The sequence below is a fragment of the Roseateles sp. genome, assembly GCF_047654785.1.
Lineage (GTDB): Bacteria > Pseudomonadota > Gammaproteobacteria > Burkholderiales > Burkholderiaceae_C > Pelomonas.
The window spans coordinates 972,383-997,573 of record NZ_JASGKQ010000003.1; the positions used below are offsets into that span (position 1 = coordinate 972,383).

Here is a 25,191-nt window from a genome sequence, read left to right on the forward strand (position 1 = left end):
CGGCGCGTCAGCGCTTCAGCCAGGCCAGCAGGGCCGCGATCACCTCGGCCTTCTCGGGCTCGTTGAAGATCTCGTGCGCGCAGCCGGGCCAGGGCCGGGCGCTGACGACGCCGGCCGGCGCGGCGGCCGCGAAGGCCTCGCTGCCGCGCGGCGCGACGCAGCGGTCGGCGCCGGCCCACATCAGCAGCGTGGGCACGGTCCAGCGCGGCGCGTCGGCGATCGCGCGGGCGCCGGCCGCCAGGATGAAGCGGGTCAGCCGCGCGGTGATGCGGTCATGCACCCGCGGGTCCGCCACATAGGCCGCGACGACGGCCGGGTCGCGGCTGATCCAGCCGGGCTTCAGGCCGTTGCCGACCGACAGCCCGGGCGCCAGCGCGCCGGCCACGGCCAGCAGCAGCCGCTGCGCGCCGCTCAGGCCGGCGTCCAGCGCCGGCGAGCTGAGCACCAGGCCGTCCACCGGCCGGTGCCAGGCCGCGGGCCGGGCGGACAGGCCCTCGGCGACGAAGCGCGCCGCCACCGCACCGCCCAGGCTGTGCCCCAGCAGCACGAAGCGATGGCCGGGCCGGCGCACGGTGTCGATGGCGCGGGCCGTGTCACGCAGCAGCGCCTCGGGATCGGGGATGTCGCCGCGCCGGCCCGGGCTCTGGCCGTGGCCGCGGTGGTCCCAGCCGTACACGTCCCAGCCGGCGGCGGCCAGCGCGGCGGCCAGTTGGGCATGACGGTCGATGTGCTCGCCCAGCCCGTGGACGATCAGCAACTGGCCGCGCGCTGCGGCCGTGGCGGGCCAGTGGCGGGCGTGCAGGCTCAGGCCGTCGTCGGTGGTGATGTTCATCGGCGGGTCGCGCGGGGCAGGGCTGTCGGGCCGCCAGTGTGCATGAGCGCCGGCGCCAAAGAAAAAACCCGCCGGACCTTGCCGTCCGGCGGGTTCTGTGCGGGCTGTGGGCCGGGGCGGCGCATGCCGCCGGGCGTCACTTCAGCTTGATTTCCTTGTACAGGACGTGCTTGCGCGCCTTGGGGTCGAACTTCATGAATTCGAGCTTTTCGGGCGTGGTCTTCTTGTTCTTGTTCGTCGTGTAGAAGTGGCCGGTGCCCGCAGTGGACTCCAGCTTGATCTTTTCGCGGCCGCCTTTGGATGCCATGGTCGTGTTCCTTCAGTGGGTCAGTGGACGGCGCGCTTTACAGCTCGCCCTTGGCACGCAGGTCGGCGACGACCTGGTCGATGCCGACCTTGTCGATCAAACGCAGGGCGGCGTTGCTGATGCGCAGGCGCACCCAGCGGTTTTCCGATTCCACGAAGAAACGGCGGTATTGCAGGTTCGGCAGGAACCGGCGCTTGGTTTTGTTGTTGGCGTGGGACACATTGTTCCCGACCATGGGCTTCTTGCCCGTGACTTGACAGACGCGTGCCATGACGCTTCTCCACTCTGACGTTTGACCAGTTGCCCCGCGAGCCGCGTGGGCAACCCTTTGACCGCATATGCCTGCTAAACCCGGCTGTCCTGAAGCAAGCTCCAGGAAGCCCGGCGCGATCCATCCGGCAGGCAAGCCCGCGAGTATAGCGGGAAAACCTGGAAACCGTTCAGCCCTGCTGCTGTTCGAGATAGCGCTGCGCGTCCAGCGCGGCCATGCAGCCGGTGCCGGCGCTGGTGATGGCCTGGCGGTAGACGTGGTCCTGCACGTCGCCGGCCGCGAAGACGCCGGGCACGCTGGTCATCGTCGCGAAGCCGTTCAGGCCGCTGCGGGTGACGATGTAGCCGTCCTTCATCTCCAACTGGCCCTTGAAGATGTCGGTGTTGGGCTGGTGGCCGATGGCGATGAAGCAGCCGTGCACCGGGATCTCGGCCTTGCTGCCATCCTGCACGTTGACGGTGCGCACGCCGGTCACGCCGGAGTCGTCGCCCAGCACCTCGTCGAGCTGCTGGAACAGGTGCAGCTTCATCTTGCCGGCGGCCACCTTCTCCATCAGCTTGTCCACCAGGATGGGCTCGGCGCGGAACTTGTCGCGGCGGTGGATCAGGTGGACCGTGCTGGCGATGTTGGACAGGTAGAGCGCCTCCTCGACGGCCGTGTTGCCGCCGCCGACGACGCAGACCTCCTGGTCGCGGTAGAAGAAGCCGTCGCAGGTCGCGCAGCCGCTGACGCCGCGGCCCATGAAGGCCTGCTCGGAGTCCAGCCCCAGGTACTTGGCCGACGCGCCGGTGGCGATGATGAGGGCGTCGCAGGTGTAGCTGGCGCTGTCGCCGGTCAGCGTGAACGGGCGCTTGGAGAAATCGACGCTGTTGATGTGGTCGAACACGATCTGCGTCTGGAAGCGCTCGGCATGCTGCTGGAAGCGCTGCATCAGCTCCGGGCCCTGCACGCCCATCACGTCGGCGGGCCAGTTGTCCACCTCGGTCGTGGTCATGAGCTGGCCGCCCTGGGCCATGCCGGTGAGCAGCGTGGGCTTCAAGTTCGCGCGCGCGGCGTAGATGGCGGCGGTGTAGCCGGCCGGGCCCGAGCCGAGGATGAGCAGGCCGTGGTGTTGGGTGTTCGTGGTCATGGCGGGGCAGGTGAGGGTGGCGGGGCGGTTTCGCAAGGCAGGCCCCAAGGGCGCATTTGGGGGGCAAACCCCGGCCTTACCCGGAAGCGGCGAAGCGTGCCGCGTGTGCACAATGCACGCCATTTTAGGCAGGCGCATTCTTGCGGCCGGCCTGGGCCACGAACCTGGAGAGTGCATATGGCGATGATTTCCAACCTGGACCTGATCCGCCGGGTCCCGCTGTTTTCGATGCTGACCACCGACCAGGCCCAGTCCATCGCCGACAGCGTCGTCAAGCGCCGCTTCAAGCGCGGCGAGCTGATCGTCGAGCAGGGCACCAAGTCCAATGCGCTGTTCATCCTGCTGAACGGCCGCGCCCGGGTGCTGACGGCCGACCACCGCGGCCGCGAGGTCATCCTGGCGGTGCTGCAGTCGGGCGACTACGTCGGCGAGATGAGCCTGATCGACAACGAGCCGCATTCGGCCACCGTGCGCGCCGAGGTGCAGACCGACATGCTGGTGCTCGGCCGGCTGGAGTTCGCGCGCTGCCTGCCGGAGGGCAGCAGCCTGGCCTACGGCATCCTGCGCGGCCTGGTCGCGCGGCTGCGCAACGCGGACCGGCAGATCGAGTCGCTGGCGCTGCTGGACGTCTACGGCCGCGTCGCGCGCACGCTGCTGGACATGGCCGAGGACGAGAAGGGCATCAAGATCATCCGCGGCAAGGTGTCGCGCCAGGACATGGCCAAGGTCGTCGGCGCGTCGCGCGAGATGGTCAGCCGGGTCATGAAGGACCTGGAGGAGCGCGGCGTCATCGAAACGCTTGAGAACGGTTCGGTGGTCATCAAGGAACGGCTGACCCACGACTGAACGGCACAATGCGGGGATGAGTTTTCCCCTTGGTTCCCTGCTGGGCGGCGCGGACGGATCCGGCCCCGCCAGCGAACCCGCCGCTCCCGCCGCCGCGGCCAAACCCACCCCCCGCCGCCAGGCGCCCCGGCGCGAGCCCGAGCCGCCGTCGGCGGCCTCGCGGCTGCTGCGCACGCCGCTGTGGCTGGCGCTGACGGCGCTGGTGCTCGCGCTGGTCGTGCTGGCGATGGCCACGCATGACCTGCGCGACGCCGCCTTCAGCACCAGCGGCCAGCACGAGCTCGTCGGCAACCGCGTCGGCAACCTGGGCGCCTGGGTGTCGGACGGGCTGCTGTTCCTGTTCGGCTTCTCGGCCTGGTGGCTGCCGCTGCTGGCGCTGCGTGCCTGGCTGCGCGGGCTGGCCGGCCTGCTGCGCCACGACGCGGCGGCCCCGCCGCGCTGGAGCCGGCGCCTGCGCTGGGCGGCCGGCGTGCTGCTGCTGGTCGGCGCGAGCTGCGCGCTGGAATGGAGCCGCCTGTACGCGGTGGAGCCGCGCCTGCCCGGCCATGCCGGCGGCCTGCTGGGCTACACGCTGGGGCCGCTGGGCATGAAGGGCCTGGGCTTCGCGGGCTCCGGCGTCGTCTGGATCGTGCTGCTGCTGACCGGCATGGCCTGGGCGTTCCGCTTCTCGTGGGGCCAGGTGGCGGAGTCCCTGGGCGAGCGCATCGAGCAGCTGCGCGAGCAGCGCCTCGAGAAGCGCGAGATGCGCGCCGACCAGAAGGCCGGCGAGCAGGCGGTGAAGGAGCGCGAGCAGGAGGTCGAGGTCGAGCGCCAGATCGAGCGCCAGGTGGAGGCCGAGCATGCGCCGCTGGTCATCGAGGCGCCGGTGGTCGAGGTGCCGCAGTCCACGCGCGTGGCCAAGGAGCGCCAGCAGACGCTGTTCGCCGACGTGGGCGATGGCGGCAAGCTGCCGCAGGTGGACCTGTTGGACGCCGCGCCGGGCCGCCAGGAGACGGTGACGCCCGAGTCGCTGGAGATGACCAGCCGGCTGATCGAGAAGAAGCTGCGCGACTTCGGCGTCGAGGTGCATGTGGTGGCGGCGCAGCCGGGCCCGGTGATCACGCGCTACGAGATCGAGCCGGCCACCGGCGTGAAGGGCTCGCAGGTGGTCAACCTGGCCAAGGACCTGGCGCGCTCGCTGAGCCTGACCTCGATCCGCGTCGTCGAGACCATCCCGGGCAAGAACTACATGGCGCTGGAGCTGCCCAATGCGCGGCGCCAGACCATCCGGCTGTCCGAGATCCTCGGCTCCCAGGTCTATGCGGACGCGCCGTCGCAGCTGACCATGGGCCTGGGCAAGGACATCATCGGCCTGCCGGTGGTGGCCGACCTGGCCAAGATGCCGCACTGCCTGGTGGCCGGCACGACCGGCTCGGGCAAGTCGGTGGGCATCAACGCGATGATCCTCAGCCTGCTCTACAAGGCCGAGGCGCGCGACGTGCGGCTGATCCTGATCGACCCCAAGATGCTGGAGATGAGCGTCTACGAGGGCATCCCGCACCTGCTGGCGCCGGTCGTCACCGACATGAAGCAGGCCGGCAACGCGCTGAACTGGTGCGTCGGCGAGATGGAGCGGCGCTACAAGCTGATGTCCAAGCTCGGCGTGCGCAACCTGGCCGGCTACAACAAGAAGATCGACGAGGCCCGCGCGGCCGGCCAGAGCATCCCCAACCCGTTCGCGCTGAACAACGACGAGCCCGAGCCGCTGGAGCGCCTGCCCTTCATCGTCGTCGTCATCGACGAGCTGGCCGACCTGATGATGGTGGTCGGCAAGAAGATCGAGGAACTGATCGCCCGCCTGGCGCAGAAGGCGCGCGCAGCCGGCATCCACCTGATCCTGGCGACGCAGCGGCCCTCGGTGGACGTCATCACCGGCCTCATCAAGGCCAACATCCCGACCCGGCTGTCCTTCCAGGTCAGCTCCAAGATCGACAGCCGCACCATCCTCGACCAGATGGGCGCCGAGGCGCTGCTCGGCATGGGCGACATGCTCTACATGCCCTCCGGCACCGGCCTGCCCATCCGCGTGCATGGCGCCTTCGTCAGCGACGACGAGGTGCACCGCGTCGTCGAGTACATCAAGTCGCAGGGCGAGCCGAACTACATCGAAGGCATCCTCGAAGGCGGCGTGCTCGACGAGATGGGCGGCGAGGCGCCCGCGCCGGGCGAGGCCAGCGGCGAGCAGGATCCCATGTACGACCAGGCCGTCGCCATCGTGCTGCAGCACCGCAAGGCGTCCATCTCGCTGGTGCAGCGCCATCTGCGCATCGGCTACAACCGCGCCGCGCGGCTGCTGGAGCAGATGGAGAAATCGGGCCTGGTGGGCGCGCTGGCGTCCAACGGCAGCCGTGAACTGATCGTGCCGAAGAGAGACGAATGAAACGCATCCTCGCCCCCCTGATCCTGCTGCTGGCCGGCGCCGCCCAGGCCGACGCCGTCGACGCGCTGCGCCGCTTCGCCAGCGACGTGAAGAGCGGCACCGCGAGCTTCACGCAGACCGTCACCTCGCCCGACGGCAAACGCAAGAAGGTCTCCAGCGGCAGCTTCGAGTTCCAGCGGCCCAACCGCTTCCGCTTCGTCTACGCCAAGCCCTTCGAGCAGGTCATCGTCGCCGACGGCAGCAAGGTCTGGATCTACGACGCCGACCTGAACCAGGCCAGCTCCCGCAAGCTGGCCGACGCGCTGGGCGCCACGCCCGCGGCGCTGCTGGCCGGCACCGACCTGGAGCGCGACTTCACGCTGAAGGCCGCGGCCGGGGAAGGCGGGCTGGACTGGGTGCAGGCGCTGCCCAGGCAGGCGGAGTCGTCCATCCAGTCGCTGAAGCTCGGCTTCAAGGGCCTGGAGCTGGCGGCCATGGAGATCGTCGACGGCTTCGGCCAGCGCTCGCGGCTGGACTTCAGCGCCGTGCGGGCCAATGTGCCGGTCGCCGCCGAGCGCTTCCAGTTCAGGCTGCCGGCGGGCGCCGACCTGATCGAGCAGTGAGCGGCTCGCTGTTCGACGACGAGCCCGGCCCGCCGGCCGCGCCGCTGGCCGGCGCCCCGCTGGCCGAGCGCCTGCGGCCGCGCACGCTCGACGAGGTCATCGGCCAGCGCCACCTGCTCGGCCCCGGCATGCCGTTGCACGTCGCCTTCGACGCCGGCCGGCTGCACAGCATGATCCTGTGGGGGCCGCCTGGCGTCGGCAAGACGACGCTGGCGCGGCTGATGGCCGGCGCCTTCGACGCGCAGTTCATCGCCATCTCGGCGGTGCTGGGCGGCGTCAAGGACATCCGCGAGGCCGTCGAGCGCGCCCAGGTCGCCGCGGCGCAGGGCCGGCGTACGGTGGTGTTCGTGGACGAGGTCCACCGCTTCAACAAGTCGCAGCAGGACGCCTTCCTGCCCCATGTCGAATCCGGCCTGTTCACCTTCATCGGCGCGACGACCGAGAACCCCAGCTTCGAGGTCAACTCCGCGCTGCTGTCGCGCGCGACGGTGCAGGTGCTCAAGAGCCTGGACGCCGCCGAGCTGGGCCAGCTGACGGCGCGCGCCGCCGCCGAGCTGGGCGTGGCGCCGCCCACGCCCGAGGCCGCGCAGCGGCTGATCGGCTATGCCGACGGCGACGCGCGCCGGCTGCTGAACGCGCTGGACACCGCCGCCGCGCTGGCGCAGGGTGCGCCCATCGACGAGGCGCTGCTGGAGCGCGCGCTGGGCGAGCAGCTGCGCCGCTACGACAAGGGCGGCGACCAGTTCTACGACGTCATCTCCGCGCTGCACAAATCCGTGCGCGGCAGCAGCCCGGATGGTGCGCTGTACTGGTTCGCGCGCATGCTGGACGGCGGCGTGGACGCGCGCTACATCGCCCGCCGGCTGATCCGCATGGCCAGCGAGGACATCGGCCTGGCCGACCCGCGCGCGCTGCGCCTGACGCTGGACGCCGCCGAGGCCTACGAGCGCCTGGGCTCGCCCGAGGGCGAACTGGCGCTGGCGCAGGCGGTCGTCTATCTCGCCGTCGCGCCCAAGTCCAACGCGGTCTACAAGGCCTTCGCCGAAGCCCGGGCCTTCGTCAAGCAGGACCAGAGCCGGCCGGTGCCCGTCCACCTGCGCAACGCGCCCACGCGGCTCATGAAGGAGCTGGGCCACGGCCGCGCCTACCGCTACGCGCACGACGAGCCGGGCGCCTACGCGGCCGGCGAGCAGTACCTGCCGGACGGGCTGGAGGGTCAGCGCTGGTACGCGCCGGTGCCGCGCGGCCTGGAGACGCGCATCGCCGACAAGCTGGCCGAGCTGCGCCGGCTGGACGACGAAGCGGCCGCCGGCGGCTAGCGCGGCGCGTCCTGGCTGCCACGAAGACCCTCGGTGAATACCCTCAAAACGCCCCGATTGGCATGAGGTTTGCGGTTTCTCCGCCGTCGCCTGGCGCATGCTGCGCCCCACGAAAATTTCTGGAGCCCTCATGGAGACTCTGATCCAACAAATCATCAACGGCCTGGTGCTGGGGAGCATGTACGCCCTGGTCGCGCTGGGCTACACGATGGTCTACGGCATCATCAACCTCATCAACTTCGCGCACGGCGAGGTGCTGATGGTCGGCGCCATGGTCAGCTGGACCGTGGTCACGCTGCTGGCCGACAGCGGCCTGCCCGGCTGGCTGCTGATGCTGATCGGCCTGGTCTGCGCGGTGGTCGTCTGCGCGGTGCTGAACTTCGCGGTCGAGAAGATCGCCTACCGGCCGCTGCGCAACGCGCCGCGGCTGGCGCCGCTGATCACCGCGATGGGCATGTCGCTGCTGCTGCAGGTGCTGGCGATGATCATCTGGAAGCCCAACCCCAAGCCCTTCCCGCTGCTGCTGCCCACCGATCCCTTCGACCTGGGCGGCCCGGTCATCACCGTCACGCAGTGCCTGATCCTCGGCCTGACGGTGTGCATCCTGGCCGCGCTGATGTACCTGGTGAACTTCACCAAGCTGGGCCGGGCGATGCGCGCCACCGCCGAGAACCCGCGCGTGGCCGGCCTGATGGGCGTGAAGCCCGACTTCATCATCTCCACCACCTTCGTCATCGGCGCCGCGCTGGCCGCCGTGGCCGGCCTGATGTGGGCGGCCAACTACGGCACCGTGCAGCACACCATGGGCTTCATGCCGGGCCTGAAGGCCTTCACGGCGGCGGTGCTGGGCGGCATCGGCAACCTGGCGGGCGCCGTCGTCGGCGGCGTGCTGCTGGGGCTGATCGAGGCGATCGGCGCCGGCTACCTCGGCGAGCTGACCGGCGGCGTGCTGGGCAGCCACTACGCGGACATCTTCGCCTTCGTCGCGCTGATCCTGGTGCTGACGCTGCGCCCCTCGGGCCTGCTGGGCGAGCGCGTCGCGGACCGGGCGTGAGGAGAGAGACACCATGCAAGCCAAGAAACTCATCACCTTCCTGATCGCGGCGCTGGGCCTGCTGGTCGTGCCGCTGTTCGCGCAGCAGTTCGGCAACGGCCCGGTGCGCATCATCGACCTGGCGCTGCTGTACGTGCTGCTGGCGCTGGGGCTGAACATCGTCGTCGGCTACGCCGGCCTGCTGGACCTGGGCTACGTGGCCTTCTACGCGGTCGGCGCCTACCTGTTCGCGCTGATGGCCAGCCCGCACCTGTCGGAGAACTTCGAGTCCTTCCAGGCCGCGTTCCCGAACGGGCTGCACTCGCCGCTGTGGATCGTCATCCCGCTGGCCGCGGGCGTCGCGGCGCTGTTCGGCGTGCTGCTGGGCGCGCCGACGCTGAAGCTGCGCGGCGACTACCTGGCCATCGTCACGCTGGGCTTCGGCGAGATCATCCGCGTGTTCCTGAACAACCTGGAGTACCCGCTCAACATCACCAACGGCCCGCGCGGCATCGGCCAGATCGACTCGTTCCGCTTCTTCGGCATCGACCTGGGCAAGTCGCTGCAGATCGGCGAGTACACGCTGCCCTCGGTGACGCTGTACTACTACCTGTTCCTGGCGCTGGTGGTGCTGAGCGTCGTGATCTGCTACCGGCTGGAGCGCTCGCGCATCGGCCGCGCCTGGATGGCCATCCGCGAGGACGAGGTGGCCGCCAAGGCCATGGGCATCAACACCCGCAACCTCAAGCTGCTGGCCTTCGGCATGGGCGCCACCTTCGGCGGCGTGGCGGGCTCGATGTTCGCCAGCTTCCAGGGCTTCGTGTCGCCGGAGTCGTTCAGCCTGCAGGAGTCCATCCTGATCGTCGCGATGGTCGTGCTGGGCGGCATCGGCCACATCCCGGGCGTCATCCTCGGCGCGCTGCTGCTGGCGGCGCTGCCCGAGGTGCTGCGCTACGTGGCCGGCGACGTGCAGAGCCTGACCGACGGCCGCATCGACGCGGCCATCCTGCGCCAGCTGCTGGTGGCGCTGGCGATGATCGTCATCATGCTGATCCGCCCGCGCGGCCTGTGGCCGGCGCCGGAGCACGGCAAATCCGCGCCCGCCGCGAAGTGAGGGGAGGCACGACAAGCATGAGCACCCAAGACAACATCGTCCTCAACGTCAGCGGCGCGTCCAAGCGCTTCGGCGGCGTGCAGGCCCTGTCCGACGTCGGCATCCAGATCCGGCGCGGCCAGGTCTACGGCCTGATCGGCCCCAACGGCGCCGGCAAGACCACCTTCTTCAACGTCATCACCGGCCTGTACGTGCCCGACGGCGGCAGCTTCTCGCTCGGCGGCACGCCCTACACGCCGCAGGCCGTGCACCAGGTCGCCAAGGCCGGCATCGCGCGCACCTTCCAGAACATCCGGCTGTTCGCCGACATGACGGCGCTGGAGAACGTCATGGTGGGCCGGCACGTCCGCACCAAGTCGGGCCTGCTCGGCGCGGTGTTGCGCACGCCGGGCTTCAAGGCCGAGGAGGCCGCGATCAAGGCGCGCGCGCAGGAGCTGCTGGACTACGTCGGCATCGGCAAGTACGCCGAGTACAAGGCCCGCACGCTGAGCTACGGCGACCAGCGCCGCCTGGAGATCGCCCGCGCGCTGGCCACCGACCCGCAGCTGATCGCGCTGGACGAGCCCGCCGCCGGCATGAACGCGACCGAGAAGGTCGTGCTGCGCGAGCTGATCGACCGCATCCGCAACGACGGCCGCACCATCCTGCTGATCGAGCACGACGTGAAGCTGGTCATGGGCCTGTGCGACCGCGTCACGGTGCTGGACTACGGCAAGCAGATCGCCGAAGGCACGCCCGCCGAGGTGCAGCGCAACGAGAAGGTGATCGAGGCCTATCTCGGCGCCGGGCACAAAACACATTGAGCACGCACATGGCAGACGCAAAACAAACCCTGCTCAAGGTCGGCGGCCTGAAGGTGGCCTACGGCGGCATCCAGGCCGTCAAGGGCGTGGACTTCGAGGTGCGCGAGGGCGAACTGGTGTCGCTGATCGGCGCCAACGGCGCGGGCAAGACGACCACGCTGAAGGCCGTCACCGGCCTGCAGCCCATCGCCGACGGCGACGTGACCTATCTGGGCGACTCCATCAAGGGCAAGGGCGCGTGGGACCTGGCCAAGAAGGGCCTGGTCATGGTGCCGGAAGGCCGCGGCACGTTCACCCGCATGACCATCACCGAGAACCTGCTGATGGGCGCCTACAACCGCGACGATGGCGAGATCGACGCCGACATCGACAAGGTCTTCGCGCTGTTCCCGCGCCTGAAGGAGCGCGCCAAGCAACTGGCCGGCACCATGTCCGGCGGCGAGCAGCAGATGCTGGCCATGGGCCGCGCGCTGATGGCCCGTCCCAAGCTGCTGCTGCTGGACGAGCCGTCCATGGGCCTGTCGCCCATCATGGTGGACAAGATCTTCGAGGTCGTGAACGACATCCACCAGCAGGGCGTGACCATCCTGCTCGTCGAGCAGAACGCCAGCCGCGCGCTGCAACTGGCCAACCGCGGCTATGTGATGGAGTCCGGCGAGGTGACGATGAGCGGCCAGGGCCAGGCGCTGCTCGACGACCCCAAGGTGCGCGCCGCCTACCTCGGCGAATAGCCACCGCCCGGGCGAGGGCGGCGGCTTGAAGGACGAACGCCTGGCAGCCCTGCCAGGCGCTTCTCCGGGGCCGCTCAGGCCGGTTTGACCAGCTTGCTGCGCGCCCAGTCGTCGGCGACGCGGGCCGGCGTCGAGTCGGCCGCGCGCACGCGCTGCAGCAGCTCCTCCACGCGCTCGGCGATGCGGCTGACCTCGGCCATCACGGCCGCCTCCTCGCCTTCGCCGCGGTACTCGCGGGCGACGCTGATGATGCCGCCGGCGTTCACCAGGTAGTCCGGCAGGTAGCAGATGCCGCGGCGCTGCAGCGCGTCGCCGTCGGCCGGCGTCGCGAGCTGGTTGTTGGCGGCGCCGGCGACCAGCCGGGCGCGGATCGCCGGCACGGTCTTTTCGTTGATCGACGCGCCCAGCGCGCAGGGCGCCAGCACGTCGACGTCGGCGGCCAGAATCTCGGCGACAGGGGCCGGCGTGGCGCCGAACTGCTCGACGGCGCGCGCGACCTTGCCGGCATCCACGTCCGCGACGACGAGCTTCGCGCCGGCCTCGTGCAGGAAGCCGGCCAGGTGCCAGCCCACCGCGCCCAGGCCCTGCAGCGCGACGCGCACGCCGTCGAGCGACGCGCGGCCCAGCACCTGGCGCACGCCGGCCTGGATGGCGACGAACACGCCCCACGCCGTCTTGGGGCTGGGATCGCCGCCGAACGCGCCGTCGCGCGGGATGCCGCTGACGTAGCGCGTGTGCGCCTGCAGGCCGCGCATGTCGGCGGTGCTGGTGCCCACGTCCTCGGCGGTGATGTAGGCGCCCTGCAGCGACTGCACGGCGCGGCCGAAGGCGGCGAACAGGGCGGGGCGGTCGAAGTCGCCGGCCGGCTTCAGGATCACGGCCTTGCCGCCGCCGAAGGGCAGGTCGGCCAGCGCGTTCTTCAGGCTCATGCCTTGCGACAGGCGCAGCGCGTCGTGCAGCGCGTCGGCTTCGGTGTCGTAGTGCCACAGCCGGCAGCCGCCGAACGCGGGGCCGCGCGCGGTGCTGTGGACGGCGAGGATGGCCTTCAGGCCGGTGGCCGGGTCGGTGGCGAGCAGCACGCGCTCGTGGGCGGCTTGCCCGGGCAGGCCGAAGAGAGGGAAGGGGGTCATGATGTTCAGCGCTCGTGGCGCGGTGGATGAAGAAACGGCCGCGCTTGTGGCGCGGCCGTCCGGCAGTTTATCGAGGCCGAGGCCGGCGTCGGCCGGCCCGGGCTCAAGGCCCCTGGAAGCCGCCGCTGCGCAGCGTGATGACCAGGGTGTCGCGCCAGCCGCGCTCGCCCGCGGCCAGCGGCTGGATGGGCGTGGTCTCGTGGATCACGCGCGCGTCGTCCAGCAGCAGCGTGGTCCAGGGCTGGGTCATCGTGAAGCGCTGGCCGGCCGGGCCGTCGGCCTGGAACACGCGCGACTCGCCGCCCTTGACGCCGTGCCGGCCGACCAGCAGCACCGCCACCAGGTCCACGCCGTCGCGGTGCGCGCCCTCGGGCGTGGGCCGGCCGATGCCGTCGCTGGTGTCGATGCGGAAGGGGTGGGCCTCGATGAACCAGGGTTGCTCGCCGCGCAGCGCGGACGCCACGCGGGCCAGCCCCAGCAGCAGCGCCTGCCAGGCCGGCGACTCGCTCATGGCCGGCGCCAGCGGCACGAACCAGCGCTGGATGCCGCCGTGCAGCGCGTTGTAGTCCAGCGGCTGCCAGTGCGCGCGGTGGGCGCTGAGGGTCAGCACGCCGCCGTCCGCGACGAAGCAGCCGTGGCGGCGGAAGCGGTAGCGGCCGCCGTCGCGCAGGTAGCCGTCGGGCGGCAGCTCGTCCCAGCAGGGTCGGAGCGCGTCCAGCGCCGCGGCGGACACGCCCAGCGCCGCGAGCTCACCCGGCGCCAGCACGGCCTCGCCATCGCGCCTCAGCGCGCCGACGAGGTCGGCGGGATCGGTCCACGGCGGTTCGAACATCTCAGTGCTTGTCGGCTTCGGAGGTGAAGGCGTCGGCGTAGAACTCGTCGGCCGGCAGGCCGCACTGCGCGACGAAGTCCTTCTGCGCCGAGTCCACCATGACGGGCGCGCCGCAGGCGTAGACCTGGTGGCCGGCCAGGTCGGGCAGGTCGGCCATCACGGCGCGGTGGACGAAGCCGGTGCGGCCCGTCCAGCCCGCGTCCGGCTCGGACAGCACGGGCACGTAGCGCAGCGTCGGCCAGTCGGCGGCCACCTGCGCGGCCCAGCCGTCCAGGTACAGGTCGGCCTGCTTGCGTGCGCCCCAGTACAGCACCATGGGCCGCGTCGAGCCGATGTGTCGCGCGCGCTCGATGATGGCCTTGATCGGCGCGAAGCCGGTGCCGCTGGCCAGCAGCACGATGGGCTTGTCGCTGTCCTCGCGCAGGAAGAAGCTGCCGAAGGGCCCCTCCATGCGCAGGATGTCCTTCTCCTTCAGCGCGCCGAACACGTGGTCGGTGAACTTGCCGCCGGGCATGTGGCGGATGTGCAGCTCGATCTGGCCGGGCAGCGCGTGCGGCGCGTTGGCCATGGAGTAGCTGCGCCGCGCGCCGTCGCGCAGGATGAACTCCACGTACTGGCCGGCGCGGAACTGGAAGTTCTGGTTGGCGGCCAGCTGCATCGTCAGCACCGCCACGTCGGCGGCGGGCCTCAGGATGGCGCTGACCCGCGTGGGCAGCTTCAGCACCGGGAACTCGCCCGCGCCGGGCACCGTGCGGGCCTCGACGACGCAGTCCGTCTGCGGCCGCGCGCAACAGGTCAGCACGAAGCCGGCGGCCTCTTCGTCCGGCGTCAGCGCCTTGGCCTGGTGGTTGCCGTGCACGACGGCGCCCTCCAGCAGCCGGCTCTTGCAGGAGCCGCAGGCGCCGTCCTTGCAGCCGTAGGGCAGGCCCACGCCGTTGCGGATGGCGGCGGCGAGCAGGGTGTCGTCGCCCTCGGCGGTGTAGACGCGGCCGGCGGGCTGGATGGTGATCTGATGGGGCATGGGGGCTTCAAAAAGCAAGCGGCCCCGCAGCGCATCCCGGGGCCGTAGACTGCCCGCCATTTTGCCCGACCCCCGAATGTCCTCCCCCCGACTCCTGATCATCGGCTGCGGCGACGTGGGCCTGCGCGTGCTGAAGCTGCTGGCCGGGCGTTGGCGGGTGTTCGCGCTGAGCTCCAGCCCCGGTCGCCATGCGGCGCTGCGCGCGGCCGGCGCCGTGCCGCTGGCCGGCAACCTCGACGAGCCGGCGACGCTGGCGCGGCTGGCCGGGCTGGCGGACTTCGTGCTGCACCTGGCGCCGCCCGCGCGCGACGGCGACGCGGACGCGCGCACGCGGCGGCTGCTGGCCGCGCTGGCGCGCAAGCCGCCGGCGGCGCTGGTGTACGCGAGCACCACCGGCGTCTACGGCGACTGCCGGGGCGCGTGGATCGACGAGACCCGCGCGCCGGACCCGGCGACGGACCGCGCGCGCCGCCGCGTGGACGCCGAGGCGCGGCTGCGCGCCTTCGGCCGCCGCCACGGCACGCGCGTGAGCCTGCTGCGCATCCCCGGCATCTACGCGCGCGACCGTGACGGCGGCCACCCGCGCGAGCGGCTGGCGCGCGGCACGCCGGTGCTGCGGCGCGAGGACGACGTGTTCACCAACCACATCCACGCCGACGACCTGGCCCGCGCCTGCCTGCTGGCGCTGCTGCGCGGGCGGCCGCAGCGCGCCGTCAACGTCTGCGACGACAGCCAGCTGCGGATGGGGGACTACTGCGACCTCGCGGCCGACCTGGCCGGGCTGCCCCGGCCCGAGCGCATCCCGCGCGAGGAGGCCGAGGCGCGGCTGGGCGCGCTGGCGCTGAGCTTCTGGCGCGAATCGCGCCGGATCGGCAACGCGCGCATGAAGCGCGAGCTGCGCCTGGTGCTGCGCTACCCGACGCCGCGCGACGGGCTGTAGGGCTTTGCGGGCGCGCCGTTCAGCGGCGCCGCGACGCGCGCCAGTGGCGGATCAGCAGCCACGCGCCCAGCATGCCGCCCAGGTGGGCGAAGTGCGCCACGCCGCTGTTGCCGTTGAACCCGAGCAGCAGCTCCAGCCCGCCGTAGATGGCGACGAAGTACTTGGCCTTCATCGGGATGGGCGGGATCAGCGGCACGATGATGCGGTTCGGGAACAGCATGCCGAAGGACAGCAGCAGGCCGAAGATCGCGCCCGAGGCGCCCACCGTCGGCGACTGCGCGCCGATGACGAAGGTGAAGACCAGTTGCACGACGGCCGCGGCCAGCGTGCTGGCGACGAGGATCTGCGTGTAGCGCCTCGGGCCCCAGACGCGCTCCAGCTCGCCGCCGAACATCCACAGGCCCAGCATGTTGAACAGCAGGTGCGTGAAGCTGCCATGCAGGAAGGCGTAGCTCACCACCTGCCACGGCAGGAAGGCGCCGGAGGTCAGCGGCCAGAGCTCGAACCAGAATGCCAGGCCCGGCAGCAGCTCGAACAGGCAGAAGGCGCCGACGCATGCCAGCAGGAAGGCTTTGGTAACCGGAGGCAGAGGGGGCATGGGGCTGCGGCGGTGCGCCCCTCACGGAGCGCTTGCACCGGAGAAGCCGGTGCTTACATTTTGAGTATGCCAGCGCTTGCGGGCCCGGCCGTTTGCTGGCGGTAGCGCAGTGCCTCCACCACCAGCGAGAAGGCCGGCGACGGCTGTCGCCGGCTCGGGTAGTAGAGCGAGTAGCCGGCAAACGGGGCGCACCAGTCCTCCATCACGCGGACCAGCCGCCCCTCGTCGAGGTGCGGGGCGAACTCCTCCTCCGGCAGCCAGGCGATGCCCAGGCCCGCCAGCGCCGCGTCCACGATGTTGGGCGAGGTGTTGAAGACCAGTTGCCCCGCCACGCGCACGTTGACCTGCCGGCCCCGCCGCTGGAAGTCCCACACGTACAGGCCGCCGCCGGACTGCATGCGCATGTTGATGCAGTTGTGCGCCATCAGGTCCTGGGGCTGCTTCGGCCGGGGGCGTGTGGCGAAGTAGTCGGGCGAGGCCGCGACCGCCATGCGCAGCGGCGGGCCGATGGGCACGGCGACCATGTCCTTGTCGATGGTGTCGCCCAGCCGCACGCCCGCGTCGAAGCGGTCGGCCACGATGTCGCGGAAGCCGTAGTTCACGTCGAACTCCACGTGGATGTCGGCGTACTCCCGCAGCAGCGGCGCCAGCCTGGGCAGCAGCGTCGTGCGCAGCACGTGATCGCCGCAGGTGATGCGCACCGTGCCGGCCGGCTTGTCGCGCAGTTCGGTCAGGCCGTCCAGCTCGGCGTCGATCTCGTCGAAGCGGTGGCCGATGGCCTGCAGCAGCCGCTCGCCCGCCGCCGTGCAGGAGACGCTGCGCGTCGTGCGCGTGAGCAGCCGGATCTGCAACCGCGCCTCCAGCCCGCGGATGGCCTGGCTGAGTGCCGGCTGCGTGACGCCCAGCAACGCCGCCGCGCGCGTGAAGCTGCCCTCCCGCGCCACGGTGACGAAGTACAGCAGGTCGTTGAGATTGCGCCGGGCCATGGCGCGAGTCTCCCACCGCGATTGATCAGCAGAACTTATAGGGCTGGTAAGAACCGATCAGCTAGTCAATGGTGCCCACCGCCGTCAGCATGCCGGGCATGACGAAACCTGCCCATCAAGACGGCGCCGATCCCGGCCGCCGCAGCCTGCTGAGAACCGCCTGCACCGGCCTGGCCGCGCTGGGGACCGCCACCGCAAGCCCGGCGGCCGCGCCGCCGCCGGCGGCATCCGGCGGCCCGTGGGACAAGACCTTCCCCCGGAGCGCCGAGGTCGACCACCGGAAGATCGGTTTCCGGAACCGCTACGGCATCACGCTGGCAGCGGACCTGTACCAGCCCAAGCATGCCGCCGGCCGGCTTGCGGCGATCGCCGTCGGCGGCCCGTTCGGCGCCGTGAAGGAGCAGGCGTCGGGGCTGTATGCGCAGACGCTGGCGGCGCGCGGCTTCGTCACGCTGGCCTTCGACGCCTCCTACACCGGCGAGAGCGGCGGCGAGCCGCGCCACGTCGCCTCGCCGGACATCAACATCGAGGACTTCAGCGCCGCGGTCGATGCCCTGGGCCTGCAGCCCCGCGTGGACCGCGGGCGCATCGGCATCCTCGGCCTGTGCGGCTGGGGCGGCATGGCGCTGGCCGCCGCGGCGGTGGACCCGCGCATCCGGGCCGTCGCCGCCAGCACCATGTACGACATGACGCGCGTCATGTCCAAGGGCTACGACGACAGCGTGACACCACAGCAGCGCGCGCAGGCGCTGGCGCAGCTCGGCCAGCAGCGCTGGAAGGATGCGGAAAGCGGCGCCCCGGCTTACCAGCCGCCCTACAACGACTTGAAGGGGGGCGAGGCGCAGTTCCTGGTCGACTACCACGACTACTACCGCACGCCGCGCGGCCATCACCCGCGCGCGGTCAACTCCGGCAATGCCTGGACGGTGACCACCCCGCTGGCGTTCATGAATCTGCCGCTGCTGGCCCGCATCCAGGAGATCGCGCCGCGGCCCGTCCTCTTCGTCCATGGCGAGAAGGCGCATTCGCGCTACTTCAGCGAAACCGCCTATGCGGCGGCGGCAGCGCCCAAGGAGCTGCTGATCGTGCCGGATGCCAGCCACGTCGACCTGTACGACCGGCTGGACAAGATTCCGTTCGACAGGCTGGCGGCGTTCTTCGGCGAGCACCTGGCTTGAGCGGCCGCCCCGTGACCGCCGCGCCGCCGCGCGCCTGCTGGAGCGGCGTCCTGGCGATGACGCTGTGCGTATTCACGCTGATCGCCTCCGAGTTCCTGCCGGTCAGCCTGCTGACGCCCATGGCGGGCGACCTCCGGGTCAGCGAAGGCCTGGCCGGCCAAGGCATCGCCCTCTCCGGCGCCCTCGCGGTGCTGGCCAGCCTGTCGATGCCGGCGCTGGCCGGTGGCATGAGCCGCAAGACGCTGCTGCTGGCGCTGACCGCGTTGATGGGCGTGTCCGGCGCCGTCATTGCGCTGGCGCCGAACTATCCCGTCTACATGGCCGGCCGCGCGCTCATCGGCGTGGTCATCGGTGGCTTCTGGTCGCTGTCGGCCGCGGTGGCGATCCGGCTGGTGCCCGCCAGCGCGGTGCCCAAGGCCCTGGCGGTCTTCAATGCCGGCAATGCGCTGGCCACCGTCGTCGCGGCCCCGCTGGGTGCCTGGCTCGGCGCCGCCATCGGCTGGCGCGGGGCGTTCTGGTGCCTGGTGCCGGCCGCGCTGCTCACGTTCGCCTGGCAGTGGGTCAGCCTGCCGGCCATGGCGGCCGATGAGCGGGCCCCCGGCCGGGGCGTCGGCCAGGTGTTCAGCCCGCTGGGGCGCCCCGCCATCGCGCTGGGCATGGCCGGCTGCGGCCTGTTCTTCATGGGCCAGTTCGCGCTGTTCACCTATGTGCGCCCCTTCCTCGAAACGGTCACGCGCGTCGATGTGCCCACGCTGTCGCTGATGCTGCTCGCCACCGGTGCCGCGGGCGTCATCGGCACCGCGCTCATCGGCTCGGTGCTCCGGCGCAGCCTGTACGGCACGCTCGTGGCGATCCCGATGCTGATGGCCGCCGCCGCGCTGGCCTTGATCCCGGCGGGCGCCTGGGTCGCGCCCGTCGCGGCGCTGCTGGCGCTGTGGGGCCTGCTGGGCACGGCGGCGCCGGTGGGCTGGTGGAACTGGGTGGCCCGGGCGATGCCCGGGAACGCCGAGGCCGGCGGGGGGCTGATGGTGGCGGTCATCCAGCTGTCGATCGCGCTGGGCTCCACCGTGGGCGGCCTGCTGTTCGACGCCGGTGGCCCCCGGTCGGCCTTTGCCGCCAGCGCGGCGCTGCTGCTGCTCGCTGCGCTGCTGACGGCCATGGCGGCTCGCTCGGCGGCGGCCGGCAGGTGAGTGCCGGTCAGTGGCGGGCAAGGAAAAGCCCTGCGCACCGATGGATTCACAGGGCTGGCTGCCCGCGTCGCTTGTTTCCTCGTGGTGCCCGGGGCCGGACTCGAACCGGCACACCTTGCGGCGGGGGATTTTGAGTCCCCTGCGTCTACCGATTTCGCCACCCGGGCCCGTCGGAAACAGTGCCTCGCCGATCGGGCGAGGGGGCGGATTATGCACGCCCGCGCTGCGACAATCGCCGCCATGAGCTATCCGACCCTCGAAGACGTCATCGGCGCCACGCCCCTGGTGCGGCTGCAGCGGCTGCCCGGCGCCGAGGCGCGCGGCAACGTGATCCTGGCCAAGCTGGAGGGCAACAACCCGGCCGGCTCCGTGAAGGACCGGCCCGCCATCGGCATGATCCGGCGCGCCGAGGAGCGCGGCGAGATCAGGCCGGGCGACACGCTGATCGAGGCCACGTCGGGCAACACCGGCATCGCGCTGGCGATGGCCGCGGCCATCCGCGGCTACCGCATGGTGCTGATCATGCCGGAGGACCTGTCCATCGAGCGCGCGCAGACGATGAAGGCCTTCGGCGCCGAGCTGATCCTGACCCCGCGCACCGGCGGCATGGAGTACGCCCGCGACCTGGCCGAGCAGATGGCCCGCGAAGGCAAGGGCCGCGTGCTGGACCAGTTCGCCAACGCCGACAACCCGCGCGCGCATTACGAGACCACCGGCCCCGAGCTGTGGCGGGACACGGGCGGGCGGATCACGCATTTCGTCAGCGCGATGGGCACGACCGGCACCATCACCGGCGTGTCGCGCTTCCTGAAGGAGCAGAACCCGGCCGTGCGCATCGTCGGCGCGCAGCCGGCGGAAGGCTCGCGCATCCCTGGCATCCGCAAATGGCCCGAGGCCTACCTGCCCGCGATCTACGACCCCGCGGGCGTGGACGAACTGGTGCTGGTCAGCCAGGACGACGCGGAGGACATGGCGCGCCGGCTGGCGCGCGAGGAAGGCCTGTTCGCCGGCATTTCGGCGGCCGGCGCCTGCTGGGTGGCGCTGCAGATCGCGCGCAGCGTCGAGAACGCCACCATCGCCTTCATCGCCTGCGACCGCGGCGACCGCTACCTGTCCACCGGCGTGTTCCCGGCGTGAAAGCGCCCACCTACTGCCCCGACTGCGCGACGCCGCTGGGCTGGATCACGCAGGCCGAGGACGGCGGCGACAAGACGCGGCTGCGCTGCCCCGCCTGCGGCTTCACGCACTGGAACAACCCGACCCCGGTGCTGGCCGCCGTCATCGAGTGCACGGACCGCGACGGCCGGGTGCTGCTGGCCCGCAACGCCGCCTGGCCGGGGCGCTTCTTCGGCCTGATCACCGGCTTCCTGGAGGCCGGGGAGACGCCGGAGGACGGCATCCGCCGCGAGATCGGCGAGGAGACCTCGCTGCAGGTCGACGCGCTGGCGCTGCTGGGCGTGTGGGACTTCCAGCGCATGAACCAGCTCATCGTGGCCTACCACGCGCAGGCGCGCGGCGAGATCCGGCTGTCGCCCGAGCTGGCCGAGTACAAGCTGATCGCGCCCCGGGACCTGCGCTGCTGGCCCCAGGGCACGGGCCAGGCGCTGGCGGCCTGGCTGCGGTCGCGCGGCATCACGCCGCAGTGGCTGGCGCCACAGGGAGAATGACGCGATGGACGTGCAACGCGAGATCGACACCCGGGGCCTGAACTGCCCGCTGCCCATCCTGAAGGCGAAGAAGGCGCTGGCCGAGATGCTCAGCGGCGAGTTGCTGCGCGTCGTGGCGACCGACCCGGGCTCGATGCGCGACTTCCAGGCCTTCGCGCGCCAGACCGGCAACGAGCTGGTGGCGCAGGACTCGTCCGGCGGCGAGTTCGTGCACGTGCTGCGCAGGCGATAGCTCCCTGCCGGCTCCGCCGGCCCCCTCAAGGGGGCGCTCGCTGGCGGCCCGGCCAAGCCGGTTCACCAGCCGGCAACGAGCGATTACAGCGCCAGGCCCTGCAGGAATTCCTTGAAGCCCGGGCCGAGCTGCGGGTGGGTCAGCGCCAGCTCGACGTTGGCCTGCAGGAAGCCTTCCTTGCTGCCACAGTCGTAGCGCTTGCCGTCGTAGCGGTAGGCGAACACCTTCTCGCGGCGCAGCAGGCCGGCGATGCCGTCGGTGAGCTGGATCTCGCCGCCCACGCCGCGCGGCTGGCTGGCGATCTCGTGGAACACGCCGGGCGTCAGGATGTAGCGGCCCGCGACGCCCAGGCGCGACGGCGCGCTCTCCGGCGCCGGCTTCTCGACGATGCGGTTCACGTCCACCAGGTTGTCGTTGACCTGCGTGCCGGCGACGATGCCGTAGCGGCGCGTGTGCTCGGCCGGCACCTCCTGCACCGCGAGGATCGAGGCGCGCCAGTCGGCGAACTGCTCCACCATCTGCCTGAGCACGCCGCGGCCCGGCGCGGGGCCGACCATCAGGTCGTCGGCCAGCAGCACGGCGAAGGGGTCGTTGCCCACCAGGCGCTGCGCGCACAGCACCGCGTGGCCCAGGCCCAGCGCCTGCGCCTGGCGCACGTAGATGCACTCCATGTCGTCGGGCTTCACGGAGCGCACGACGTCCAGCAGCTCCTGCTTGCCGGCGTTCTCCAGCGCGACCTCGAGCTCGAAGGTCATGTCGAAATGGTCCTCGATGGGGCGCTTGTGGCGGCCGGTCACGAAGATCATTTCGCGCACGCCGGCCTCGTAGGCCTCCTCGACGGCGTACTGGATCAGCGGCTTGTCGACGACCGGCAGCATCTCCTTGGGCTGGGCCTTGGTGGCCGGCAGGAAACGGGTGCCGAGGCCGGCGACCGGGAAGATGGCTTTGGTGATCGGCGATGTGGACGAGGAGGCCATGGTGGTGAACGGGGGGTGGGGGGCGCGTGGATTCTGTCACGCGGGTGTGACGGCTCCTGCAGGACGCCGGGGTCGTGCAGGGACGGCCGGGCGCCGGCCCGGGCGCGCGGGTCGGGGCGGCGGCCGGCCGGGCCGGCGGCGGTTACGGGGCCGGCAGCCGCGCCAGCTGCTCGCGCAGGCGGGCCACGGTTTCCTTGAAGCCGGCGACGCGGCCGCGCTCCTGCTCGACGACGGCGGCCGGCGCGCGGGCGACGAAGCTCTCGTTGCCGAGCTTGGCCTCGGCCTTGGCGATCTCGCCGTCCAGCCGCGCGATTTCCTTGGACAGCCGCGCGCGTTCGGCGGCCACGTCGATCTCGACCTTCAGCGCCAGCTTGGCCGCGCCGTGCACGAGCACCGGCGCGTTGGCGCTCTGGCGCGCGAACTCGGCCTCGTCGGCGATCAGCTCGACGGCGCTCAGCTTGGCCAGCACCTTCAGCACGGCGGCGGCCTCGCCGAGGAAGGACAGGTCGCCGCCCACCAGCAGCGGCACGCGCTCGGCGGGGCTCAGCGCCATCTCGCTGCGCAGGCTGCGCGTCGTGCCGACGACGTCCTTCAGTTGCGCCACCCAGGCGTCGGCCGCCGCGTCGATGCGCTCGGGCTGGGCCACGGGGTAGGGCGCCTGGCCGATGAAGCTGCTCGCCTTGCGGCCGGCGATGGGCGCGACGGCCTGCCACAGCTCCTCGGTGATGAAGGGCGCGATCGGGTGCAGCAGGCGCAGCGTCGTCTCCAGCACGCGGATCAGCGTGCGGCGCGTGGCGCGCTGCCGGGCCTCGTCGCCGGCGTCCTTGGCGGCCTGGATTTGCACCTTGGCGATCTCCAGGTACCAGTCGCAGTACTCGTCCCAGACGAAGCTGTAGAGGGCGTTGGCGACGTTGTCGAGCCGGTATTCGGCGAAGCCCTGGGCGACGGCGGCCTCGACGCGCTGCAGCTCGCTGACGATCCAGCGGTCGGCGGGGCTGAACTCGTTGTAGCCGGGCGGGCAGTGGCCGTCCGCGTGCGCGAGGCCGCAGTCCTGGCCCTCGCAGTTCATCAGCACGAAGCGCGTCGCGTTCCAGAGCTTGTTGCAGAAGTTGCGGTAGCCCTCGCAGCGCTTGGTGTCGAAGTTGATGTTGCGGCCCAGGCTCGCGTAGGACGCCATCGTGAAGCGCAGCGCGTCCACGCCGTAGGCCGGCATGCCCTCTGGGAATTCCTTCTTCACGCGGGCGGCGACCTTGGGCGCCGTCTCGGGCTTGCGCAGGCCGGTGGTGCTTTTCTTCGTCAGCGTCTCCAGGTCGCAGCCCTGGATCAGGTCCACCGGGTCGAGCACATTGCCTTCGCTCTTGCTCATCTTCTGGCCCTGCGAGTCGCGCACGAGGCCGTGGATGTAGACGTCCTTGAACGGCACCTGGCCGGTGAAGTGGGTCGTCATCATGATCATCCGGGCGACCCAGAAGAAGATGATGTCGTAGCCCGTCACGAGCACGGAGGAGGGCAGGAACAACGCCTGCTCCGGCGTCTGCTCGGGCCAGCCCAGCGTCGAGAACGGCACCAGCGCGGAGGAGTACCAGGTGTCCAGCACGTCCGGGTCGCGCGCCAGCTCGCCCAGGTAGCCGGCGGCCTTGGCCTTGGCCCGCGCCTCGTCCTCGCTGCGCGCGACGAACAGCTCGCCGCCCGTGCCGTACCAGGCCGGGATCTGGTGGCCCCACCAGAGCTGGCGCGAGATGCACCAGTCCTGCAGGTTGTTCATCCAGTGGTTGTAGGTGTTGACCCACTGCTCGGGGTGGAACTTCACGGCGCCGGTCTCGACGGCGGCGATGGCCTTGTCGGCGATGCTCTGGCCGTCGCTGCCGGGCTGGGTGACGGCGACGAACCACTGGTCGGTCAGCATCGGCTCGATGACCTGGCCGGTGCGCTCGCAGCGCGGCACCTGCAGCTTGTGCTTCTTGACCTCGACGAGCAGGCCCAGCGCCTCCAGGTCGGCGACGATGCGCTTGCGCGCGACGAAGCGGTCCAGCCCGCGGTAGGTCGCCGGCGCGTTGTCGTTGACCTTGGCCTGCAGGTCCAGCACCGAGATCATCGGCAGCCCGTGGCGCTGGCCGACGGCGTAGTCGTTCACGTCGTGCGCCGGCGTGACCTTGACGACGCCGGTGCCGAACTCGCGGTCCACGTAGTCGTCGGCGATGACCGGGATCTCGCGGTCGGTCAGCGGCAGCTTGACGAACTTGCCGACCAGCGCCGCGTAGCGCTCGTCCTCGGGGTGGACCATGACGGCCACGTCGCCCAGCATGGTCTCGGGGCGCGTCGTGGCCACCACCACCGAGCCCGAGCCGTCCGCCAGCGGATAGCGGATGTGCCACAGCGAGCCGTCCTCCTCCTCGGACGACACCTCCAGGTCGGACACGGCGGACTGCAGCACCGGGTCCCAGCTCACGAGGCGCTTGCCGCGGTAGATCAGGCCCTGGTCGTACAGCCGCACGAAGGTCTCGACGACGACCTTGGAGAGCTTGTCGTCCATCGTGAAGTATTCGTGGCCCCAGCTCACCGAGTCGCCCAGCCGGCGCATCTGCTGCGTGATGGTGTTGCCGCTCTCCTGCTTCCAGTCCCAGACGCGGGCGACGAAGTTCTTGCGGCCGAGGTCGTGGCGGCTCTGGCCCGCGCCCTGCAGCTGGCGCTCGACGACGATCTGCGTCGCGATGCCGGCGTGGTCGGTGCCCGGCACCCACAGCGTGTTGAAGCCGCGCATGCGGTGGTAGCGCGTCAGCGAGTCCATCACCGTCTGGTTGAAGGCGTGGCCCATGTGCAGCGTGCCGGTCACGTTGGGCGGCGGCAGCTGGATGCTGAAGGACGGCTTGGCCGCGTCCAGCGTCGGCTCGTACAGGCCGCTGGCCTCCCAGGCGGGTGCCCAGTGGGCTTCCAGGGCGGCGGGTTCGAAGGACTTGGCAAGTTCGGTCATCGCGGCGTCGCCCGCTGTGGATCCGGGCGAAAAGAAGTGGGCTTTTCGGGGCGCGCGATTGTA

At 71.2% G+C, this 25,191-nt stretch carries 25 protein-coding genes and 1 tRNA gene; 14 read left to right on the plus strand and 12 right to left on the minus strand.

Annotation, left to right across the window (positions count from 1 at the left end):
* Window positions 1–7: 7 nt before the first annotated feature.
* The 4 genes from QM788_RS13590 to trxB form a co-directional block, all read right to left on the minus strand.
* Window positions 8–832 carry a lysophospholipase gene (locus QM788_RS13590; RefSeq protein WP_415662009.1) on the minus strand — a complete coding sequence of 275 codons (825 nt, stop codon included), beginning with the start codon at window positions 830–832 and terminating at the stop codon, window positions 8–10.
* A gap of 136 nt (window positions 833–968) precedes the next feature.
* The gene (gene rpmG / locus QM788_RS13595) at window positions 969–1,139 is read right to left on the minus strand and encodes a 50S ribosomal protein L33 (protein WP_025564431.1); all 171 of its coding nucleotides are present in this window, start codon (window positions 1,137–1,139) and stop codon (window positions 969–971) included.
* A 37-nt stretch (window positions 1,140–1,176) separates the two neighbouring features.
* Window positions 1,177–1,410 carry a 50S ribosomal protein L28 gene (gene rpmB, locus QM788_RS13600; RefSeq protein WP_268153841.1) on the minus strand — a complete coding sequence of 78 codons (234 nt, stop codon included), beginning with the start codon at window positions 1,408–1,410 and terminating at the stop codon, window positions 1,177–1,179.
* Window positions 1,411–1,579: 169 nt separating this feature from the next.
* Window positions 1,580–2,539, minus strand: a complete 960-nt coding sequence (trxB, locus tag QM788_RS13605) for a thioredoxin-disulfide reductase (protein ID WP_415662010.1) — start codon at window positions 2,537–2,539, stop codon at window positions 1,580–1,582.
* A 177-nt stretch (window positions 2,540–2,716) separates the two neighbouring features.
* Here trxB and QM788_RS13610 point away from each other — a divergent pair, with 177 nt between their 5' ends.
* The 8 genes from QM788_RS13610 to QM788_RS13645 all read left to right on the plus strand — a co-directional run bounded on the left by QM788_RS13610 (window position 2,717) and on the right by QM788_RS13645 (window position 11,406).
* On the plus strand, window positions 2,717–3,385 hold the full coding sequence (locus QM788_RS13610; protein ID WP_310330243.1) for a Crp/Fnr family transcriptional regulator: 669 nt from the start codon (window positions 2,717–2,719) through the stop codon (window positions 3,383–3,385).
* 16 nt (window positions 3,386–3,401) lie between these two features.
* Window positions 3,402–5,804 carry a DNA translocase FtsK gene (locus QM788_RS13615; RefSeq protein ID WP_415662011.1) on the plus strand — a complete coding sequence of 801 codons (2,403 nt, stop codon included), beginning with the start codon at window positions 3,402–3,404 and terminating at the stop codon, window positions 5,802–5,804.
* A complete protein-coding gene (gene lolA / locus QM788_RS13620; protein ID WP_415662012.1) occupies window positions 5,801–6,406 on the plus strand; it encodes an outer membrane lipoprotein chaperone LolA in 606 nt (201 codons plus the stop codon). Before QM788_RS13615 ends, lolA begins: the two co-directional genes overlap by 4 nt.
* Window positions 6,403–7,725, plus strand: coding sequence for a replication-associated recombination protein A (locus QM788_RS13625; RefSeq protein WP_415662013.1), 1,323 nt, complete (start codon window positions 6,403–6,405; stop codon window positions 7,723–7,725). Before lolA ends, QM788_RS13625 begins: the two co-directional genes overlap by 4 nt.
* Window positions 7,726–7,855: 130 nt before the next feature.
* On the plus strand, window positions 7,856–8,779 hold the full coding sequence (locus tag QM788_RS13630; protein ID WP_415662014.1) for a branched-chain amino acid ABC transporter permease: 924 nt from the start codon (window positions 7,856–7,858) through the stop codon (window positions 8,777–8,779).
* A 13-nt stretch (window positions 8,780–8,792) separates the two neighbouring features.
* A complete protein-coding gene (locus tag QM788_RS13635) occupies window positions 8,793–9,872 on the plus strand; it encodes a branched-chain amino acid ABC transporter permease (protein WP_415662015.1) in 1,080 nt (359 codons plus the stop codon).
* 17 nt (window positions 9,873–9,889) lie between these two features.
* Window positions 9,890–10,675, plus strand: a complete 786-nt coding sequence (locus tag QM788_RS13640; protein WP_415662016.1) for an ABC transporter ATP-binding protein — start codon at window positions 9,890–9,892, stop codon at window positions 10,673–10,675.
* A gap of 8 nt (window positions 10,676–10,683) precedes the next feature.
* On the plus strand, window positions 10,684–11,406 hold the full coding sequence (locus tag QM788_RS13645) for an ABC transporter ATP-binding protein (RefSeq protein ID WP_415662017.1): 723 nt from the start codon (window positions 10,684–10,686) through the stop codon (window positions 11,404–11,406).
* A gap of 74 nt (window positions 11,407–11,480) precedes the next feature.
* Here the strand turns inward: QM788_RS13645 and QM788_RS13650 are convergent, their stop codons facing one another.
* The 3 genes from QM788_RS13650 to QM788_RS13660 form a co-directional block, all read right to left on the minus strand.
* On the minus strand, window positions 11,481–12,536 hold the full coding sequence (locus QM788_RS13650) for a Leu/Phe/Val dehydrogenase (protein WP_415662018.1): 1,056 nt from the start codon (window positions 12,534–12,536) through the stop codon (window positions 11,481–11,483).
* A gap of 103 nt (window positions 12,537–12,639) precedes the next feature.
* On the minus strand, window positions 12,640–13,368 hold the full coding sequence (locus tag QM788_RS13655; protein ID WP_415662019.1) for a 2OG-Fe dioxygenase family protein: 729 nt from the start codon (window positions 13,366–13,368) through the stop codon (window positions 12,640–12,642).
* 1 nt (window position 13,369) lies between these two features.
* Window positions 13,370–14,389 carry a CDP-6-deoxy-delta-3,4-glucoseen reductase gene (locus QM788_RS13660; RefSeq protein WP_415662020.1) on the minus strand — a complete coding sequence of 340 codons (1,020 nt, stop codon included), beginning with the start codon at window positions 14,387–14,389 and terminating at the stop codon, window positions 13,370–13,372.
* 76 nt (window positions 14,390–14,465) lie between these two features.
* Between QM788_RS13660 and QM788_RS13665 the strand changes: the two genes are divergently transcribed.
* Window positions 14,466–15,329: an NAD-dependent epimerase/dehydratase family protein gene (locus QM788_RS13665; protein WP_415662021.1), complete on the plus strand. Its 864-nt coding sequence runs from the start codon at window positions 14,466–14,468 to the stop codon at window positions 15,327–15,329.
* A gap of 19 nt (window positions 15,330–15,348) precedes the next feature.
* Here the strand turns inward: QM788_RS13665 and QM788_RS13670 are convergent, their stop codons facing one another.
* Together QM788_RS13670 and QM788_RS13675 are read right to left on the minus strand one after the other, a co-directional pair.
* On the minus strand, window positions 15,349–15,927 hold the full coding sequence (locus tag QM788_RS13670; protein ID WP_415662022.1) for a rhomboid family intramembrane serine protease: 579 nt from the start codon (window positions 15,925–15,927) through the stop codon (window positions 15,349–15,351).
* Between the two features lie 53 nt (window positions 15,928–15,980).
* Window positions 15,981–16,913 carry a LysR family transcriptional regulator gene (locus QM788_RS13675; protein WP_415662023.1) on the minus strand — a complete coding sequence of 311 codons (933 nt, stop codon included), beginning with the start codon at window positions 16,911–16,913 and terminating at the stop codon, window positions 15,981–15,983.
* 98 nt (window positions 16,914–17,011) lie between these two features.
* On the opposite strand from QM788_RS13675, the gene QM788_RS13680 reads away from it, so the two are divergent.
* On the plus strand, window positions 17,012–18,091 hold the full coding sequence (locus tag QM788_RS13680) for an alpha/beta hydrolase (protein ID WP_415662024.1): 1,080 nt from the start codon (window positions 17,012–17,014) through the stop codon (window positions 18,089–18,091).
* A 56-nt stretch (window positions 18,092–18,147) separates the two neighbouring features.
* Window positions 18,148–19,281, plus strand: a complete 1,134-nt coding sequence (locus tag QM788_RS13685; protein WP_415662989.1) for an MFS transporter — start codon at window positions 18,148–18,150, stop codon at window positions 19,279–19,281.
* 82 nt (window positions 19,282–19,363) lie between these two features.
* Here the strand turns inward: QM788_RS13685 and QM788_RS13690 are convergent.
* A tRNA-Leu gene (locus QM788_RS13690) sits at window positions 19,364–19,448 on the minus strand.
* Window positions 19,449–19,521: 73 nt separating this feature from the next.
* On the opposite strand from QM788_RS13690, the gene cysM reads away from it, so the two are divergent.
* The 3 genes from cysM to QM788_RS13705 are packed head-to-tail and all read left to right on the plus strand — an operon-like array spanning window position 19,522 to window position 21,180.
* Window positions 19,522–20,418 carry a cysteine synthase CysM gene (gene cysM, locus QM788_RS13695; protein ID WP_415662025.1) on the plus strand — a complete coding sequence of 299 codons (897 nt, stop codon included), beginning with the start codon at window positions 19,522–19,524 and terminating at the stop codon, window positions 20,416–20,418.
* Window positions 20,415–20,948 (plus strand): NUDIX domain-containing protein, encoded by a 534-nt coding sequence (locus QM788_RS13700; protein WP_415662026.1) that lies wholly within the window; start codon window positions 20,415–20,417, stop codon window positions 20,946–20,948. The genes cysM and QM788_RS13700 overlap by 4 nt, the downstream gene beginning before the upstream one ends.
* Before the next feature lie 4 nt (window positions 20,949–20,952).
* Window positions 20,953–21,180 carry a sulfurtransferase TusA family protein gene (locus QM788_RS13705; RefSeq protein WP_415662027.1) on the plus strand — a complete coding sequence of 76 codons (228 nt, stop codon included), beginning with the start codon at window positions 20,953–20,955 and terminating at the stop codon, window positions 21,178–21,180.
* An 83-nt stretch (window positions 21,181–21,263) separates the two neighbouring features.
* Here the strand turns inward: QM788_RS13705 and galU are convergent, their stop codons facing one another.
* Together galU and QM788_RS13715 are read right to left on the minus strand one after the other, a co-directional pair.
* Window positions 21,264–22,157, minus strand: a complete 894-nt coding sequence (gene galU / locus QM788_RS13710) for a UTP--glucose-1-phosphate uridylyltransferase GalU (protein WP_415662028.1) — start codon at window positions 22,155–22,157, stop codon at window positions 21,264–21,266.
* A gap of 142 nt (window positions 22,158–22,299) precedes the next feature.
* Window positions 22,300–25,128 (minus strand): valine--tRNA ligase, encoded by a 2,829-nt coding sequence (locus tag QM788_RS13715; protein WP_415662029.1) that lies wholly within the window; start codon window positions 25,126–25,128, stop codon window positions 22,300–22,302.
* Window positions 25,129–25,191 lie beyond the last annotated feature (63 nt).